Source organism: uncultured Cetobacterium sp. (genome assembly GCF_947039425.1).
In the GTDB taxonomy this organism is placed as follows: Bacteria; Fusobacteriota; Fusobacteriia; order Fusobacteriales; family Fusobacteriaceae; genus Cetobacterium_A.
Window position 1 is genome coordinate 1 of the sequence record NZ_CAMQYW010000131.1, and the last position, 5,105, is coordinate 5,105.

At 25.8% G+C, this 5,105-nt stretch carries 6 protein-coding genes; 3 read left to right on the forward strand and 3 right to left on the reverse strand.

Translation table 11 applies throughout. The features are described from left to right. On the forward strand, positions 1–541 hold a 541-nt coding region (aphA, locus tag Q0V09_RS07435), incomplete at its 5' end, for an acid phosphatase AphA (RefSeq protein WP_297488067.1). A gap of 41 nt (positions 542–582) precedes the next feature. Here the strand turns inward: aphA and Q0V09_RS07440 are convergent. The 3 genes from Q0V09_RS07440 to Q0V09_RS07450 form a co-directional block, all read right to left on the reverse strand. Then, positions 583–2,715, reverse strand: a complete 2,133-nt coding sequence (locus Q0V09_RS07440) for a TonB-dependent receptor (protein ID WP_297407603.1) — start codon at positions 2,713–2,715, stop codon at positions 583–585. Positions 2,716–2,841: 126 nt separating this feature from the next. Beyond that, complete coding sequence (locus Q0V09_RS07445; protein ID WP_297407880.1) at positions 2,842–3,393, reverse strand: NUDIX hydrolase; 552 nt, start codon at positions 3,391–3,393, stop codon at positions 2,842–2,844. A gap of 15 nt (positions 3,394–3,408) precedes the next feature. After that, the gene (locus Q0V09_RS07450; protein ID WP_297407882.1) at positions 3,409–4,395 is read right to left on the reverse strand and encodes a YhdH/YhfP family quinone oxidoreductase; all 987 of its coding nucleotides are present in this window, start codon (positions 4,393–4,395) and stop codon (positions 3,409–3,411) included. Positions 4,396–4,559: 164 nt separating this feature from the next. Here Q0V09_RS07450 and Q0V09_RS07455 point away from each other — a divergent pair, with 164 nt between their 5' ends. Both Q0V09_RS07455 and Q0V09_RS10800 read left to right on the forward strand, forming a co-directional pair. After that, positions 4,560–4,886, forward strand: a complete 327-nt coding sequence (locus Q0V09_RS07455) for a DUF4234 domain-containing protein (protein ID WP_297488070.1) — start codon at positions 4,560–4,562, stop codon at positions 4,884–4,886. Further along, positions 4,871–5,105: DUF2752 domain-containing protein (locus Q0V09_RS10800; RefSeq protein WP_367172316.1), on the forward strand; the 235-nt coding region annotated here is incomplete at its 3' end. The genes Q0V09_RS07455 and Q0V09_RS10800, both read left to right, overlap by 16 nt.

Genomic DNA, 5,105 nt, shown 5'->3' on the forward strand with positions numbered 1-5,105 from the left:
TGTTAGTTTTGATATAGATGATACAGTTTTATTTTCATCTCCAGCCTTTTATTATGGTAAAGAAAAATATTCTCCAGATAATTTTAAATACTTAAAAAACCAAGAATTTTGGAACTTTGTTAGTGATGGAGGAGATAGATATTCACTTCCTAAATCTGCTGCTGCAAAAATTATTGCAATGCATCAAAAAAGAGGAGATACTATTTACTTTATAACAGGAAGAACTGCACCTGAAGGATTAAAAAAAGGTGAACTAGATGATACTGCTAAAATACTTCAAAAAGTATTTAAAATTAAAAATATGCATCCAATTAGTTATCAAACACCTTATACTGCTTCACAAAATAAATATGATAAAACATATTATATGAAAAAATATAATATTTCTTTACACTACGGTGATAGTGATGAAGATATTTTAGCTGCTAAAGAAGCTGGAATTAGAGGGATTAGAATTTTAAGAAATAGTCAATCAACTTATAAACCTCTACCTGGAGCTGGAGGATATGGAGAAGAAGTTATTATTAATTCTCAATTTTAAATAATAAAAAATGGGCATAATAAAGTGTTATGCCCATTTTTTTAGAAAGTATATTTAAATCCAGAGTAAAAGTGTCTTCCCTCACTTGGGTCAAAAACTTTTTCTCCATTTGAAATCGCTTCTTGATCAAAGTTTTTTCTATCTAAAATATTATTTATTCCTCCATATAATTTCAAACCATTATCCATTATATAATTAACAGTTAAATCTAAAGTTATATTACTATTGGCTTTATATTTATTAGCCTTATCCAAGTAATATCCATCTTTATAATTAAATGAAAGGATTGAATTTAACTTTTTAGACCAATCAATTTTTGCACTTATATTCCCCTTTAATTTTGATGTATAAGGTACTTGATTCCCTTCATAATTTGAATTTATATTATCTTTTTTTATTTTAGCATCAACATATGATAAACTCTCTATAAATTTAATTTTTCCAAATTCTTGAGAAAATGATGATTCTATCCCTTTTCTTTGAGTTTCATCTAAATTAGAATAAGTCCACTCTTTTCCATGAGTTACTTCATTATAATATATTTCCCCTTTTGTTCTACCTATGAAAGTATTAATCGCCACTGTTGATCCAAGTAAATAATCTTTTAAACCTGCTTCTAGTGTTTGATTAATTTCAGAATCTAAATTGTTTATCTTATATGAATTATTTACTTTATCTTGAAACTCTGTTGGAGCTGGAGTTCTAAAACTTTGCTCAAAACGAGTATAAATATTTCCACTATTTGAATATAAATAGTTTATAGCAAATTCATAACTATCATTTCTCATTTTTTTACGAATATGGTCTCTTTTAAAACCGCCATCAATATACCCATTATTTAAAAATCCTGGTTTAACTCTATGATAATAATGACTTTCCTTTGTTGTATCATAATCTGTCCACTCTCTTCTAAATCCTTGCAATAGTTCTAATTTATCTATTTTTGTTTTATTAAAAACATAAGCTCCATGACTTTCTTTTTCACTATTTAAATTATAAACTTTATACATATCCATAAAATTTTCAAAATTCCTTTTACTTTTTTGTAATTTATAGTCATATCCTAAAATCAAATAACTATTTTCTCCATATTTATATTTTAAAGATGGATTAACTTTTAATTTTTCATCTGTAAATGTCCCAATATTATCTGCATAATATTCTAAATAATTAAAAGGATTTGTTAGTGTTGGAAAATTAGCATATGTTTCCTCTTTACTTTTAATATCATTTTTATTTTTCTGGTAACTCCCTTTTATATTTAATTCTAAATCAGATGAAATACTTCTATTATAGTTAAAAGAAAACTCATCTCTTCTTAGTTTACTTTTATCTAAAATATCTCCGCTTCCTTTTAATCCTTTATATTTTTTTCCAAATTCAGCCCCATTAAAATCAACGCCAGATTGAGATTTATTACTTTCGAACTCTTCTTTATTTAATAATTCTGCTGTTTCTGATTTTTTATTATAATATGAATATTTTAAAGATAGTTTATCTTTTTCAGAAATTTTTAATAAACTAGTTATATCAAAATGTTGAGATTTGTTATTTTCAAAATCTCTATCTGTTTTATTATTTTCATTGGAATAATTTATAATTAGCCCAATATTATCATTTACTTTTATAGAAGACCCTGTTTCAAATTTCTTTTGATTATTTTCTCCATATCTTGCTCCAACATAAGACTTAGTTTTTTCTACAGTTGATTTTGTAATTATATTTACCATTCCACCAGTAAATCCATCACCATATAAAACACCATTTCCACCTGGTAATATCTCTATTTTTTCAATATTTGCAACTTCAATTGAATTTAATGGAATTATACCATGATTTATATCCACAGGATTAATAGATGTTCCATCAACTAATATTTGAACTGTCCCCTTTGAGTTTAAACCACTCCCTCTCATTTGAATAGATTCACCTATAGAATTTTTTGAAATAGAAATAAGAGATGAACTTTCTAGTATTTCAGAAACATCTTTATAATTATTTTCTTCAATATCCTCTTTAGTTATAATTTGTATATTCTTTGGTGTATTTTTCAATGATTCTTCATACCCAGATGTTGATATAACAGATTCATTAAGAATAACTCCTTCTGTATACAAATCTGCACCTTGTGCACTTGCACATATAAATGCTAATAAAAATAATTTACTTTTCATAATCCCTCCCAGAACAAATGTTTCGTAACAAAAACTATAATAATATAAATTAGTTTGAATATCAAATATTTTTTATATAAAAAAACTGCCAATTAGTTTCAATTGACAGTTTTATATAAATTAATTCTATATACTATTTATTAATTTTTTATATATGAGCTGCATATGCGGTTCATTTTTCGTATATTCCATAACTTCATTTATATTAATCCATTTTATATTACTATTTTCATCCTCTTTTATATGAATACTTTCCTTCTCATCTGCTACTAAAATATAGGCTATTGATAAATGAAGATGAGAAGATATAAATTCTCCTTTTTTATAATGAGATTTTACAGGTATCACATCTAAACTGCTAATTTTATCAAATAAAGGTTTTACATTTTTTAATCCTGTTTCTTCTTTGGCCTCTTTTATAGCAACATTTAAAAAATCATTATCTCCATCCATATGACCCCCTGTCCAACCCCAAGATCTATATATATTATGATGAATCATTAAAGTTTTTGTTTTTTCTTTATTTATAATAAAGCCCGAACTTGTAAGATGAGCTACTATATTTTTTCTAGTTAAGATATCTTCAAAGGTATTTAAACATTTTAAAATAACATCTTTATCTTTCTTCTCTTGATCACAGATTGGAATATAGTTTTTAATATTATTAATATAACTCATTTTTCCTCCTAAAAACTATCTGTGCTTTAAAATAACTCTTCCTATTAATTTGTGATCTAACATATCTTCTATTGAACTAGATAACTCTTCTAAAGAAACCATTTTTATTCCTTTAGTTAAATTTTCACCTTTCCAATCGTCTGAAAGATTTTCCCAAATTTGTTTTCTTTTTTCCATTGGACATTGAACAGAATCAATTCCAATTAATTTAACTCCTCTCAATATAAAAGGATATACATTTGCTACTGGAATCTCTCCACCAGCTATATTTCCACAAGTTGTTACAACTCCACAATATTTAAGTTCTCTTATAGCTGTAGATAATGGATTTCCTCCAACTGTATCAATTGCTCCAGCCCATTTTTGTTTTAACATAGGCTTCCCACTCTTATCATTTAAATCTTCACTTAATAAAATATCTTTTGCACCTAACTCTCTTGCATACTCTTCACCTTGAATTTTATTAATTCCAGCTACAACATTATAACCTAATTTTTTTAAAAATTTAATACTATGACTTCCTACTCCACCAGTTGCACCAGTTACTAATATATCTCCATCCTCTGGTTTTACATCTTTTATTAATTCAAATACTGATAAGGCAGCTGTAAATCCTGCTGTTCCATAAATCATAGCTTCTTCTAATGATATGTTTTCAGGTTTTTTTACTACCCACTCTTTTGGAACTCTAATATATTCTCCAAAACCACCATCTGTATTCATACCTAGATCATATCCTGTTACAATAACTTCTTCACCAATTTTAAAATCACTACTTAAAGATTCTACAATAATACCTCCTGCATCTATTCCAGGTGTATGAGGATATACTCTTGTTACTCCTCTATTTCCTGAATATGACAATGCATCTTTATAGTTTAGAGATGAAAATTTAACTTGTATTAATATATCTCCTACAGGTAACTCATTTGTATCTCTTTCAACTATTTTTTTTAAAAATTTACCCTCTTCTTCAAATATTCTTAATGATTTAAATATCATATCTTCCCCCTTTAAAGTACGGTTTCGTACTAATTTACAAGATAATAATAATACTTTTTAAAGTTTTTGTCAATTTTTTTTTATAAAAATTATAATTATATTGAATTTTTTATGTAAAAGTACTATTATATAAAACAGTTATTTTAAATATCAGGAGGGTTTTTATGTTAAAAAAAAGAAGTATTGTTTCTTGTATTATCTTGTCACTAGTAACTTGTGGGCTTTATAGTATATTTTGGTGGATTAATATTAATAATGAATTTGCTGAAAAGAATAATGAAAATATTAATGGTGGAATGACTATTTTCTTAACAATTATAACTTGTGGAATCTATGGACTTATTTGGAATTATAAAATGGGTGATAATATTGCTCAATCTGGCGGAAAAAATGAGGGGCCTTTATATCTAATTTTATTCTTATTAGGTTTTGGAATCGTTTCTCTTGCTCTTATGCAATGTCAAGAAAATGATCTATGCAATATAAAATAATTATAATTGGATTATTTAGTATCTTTTATGTTTCTTTTTTTAATAAGAGTATTTGTATATTTTATAATTTATTTGGTATTCCATGTTTAACCTGTGGAATTACAAGAGCCTATATAGCATTATTTCATTTAAATTTAAAAAAATCTTTTATATTTCATCCCTTATTTCTTCTAGTTCCCTTTCTTATTATATTTAGATTAAAAACTAAAATTTTAAGTA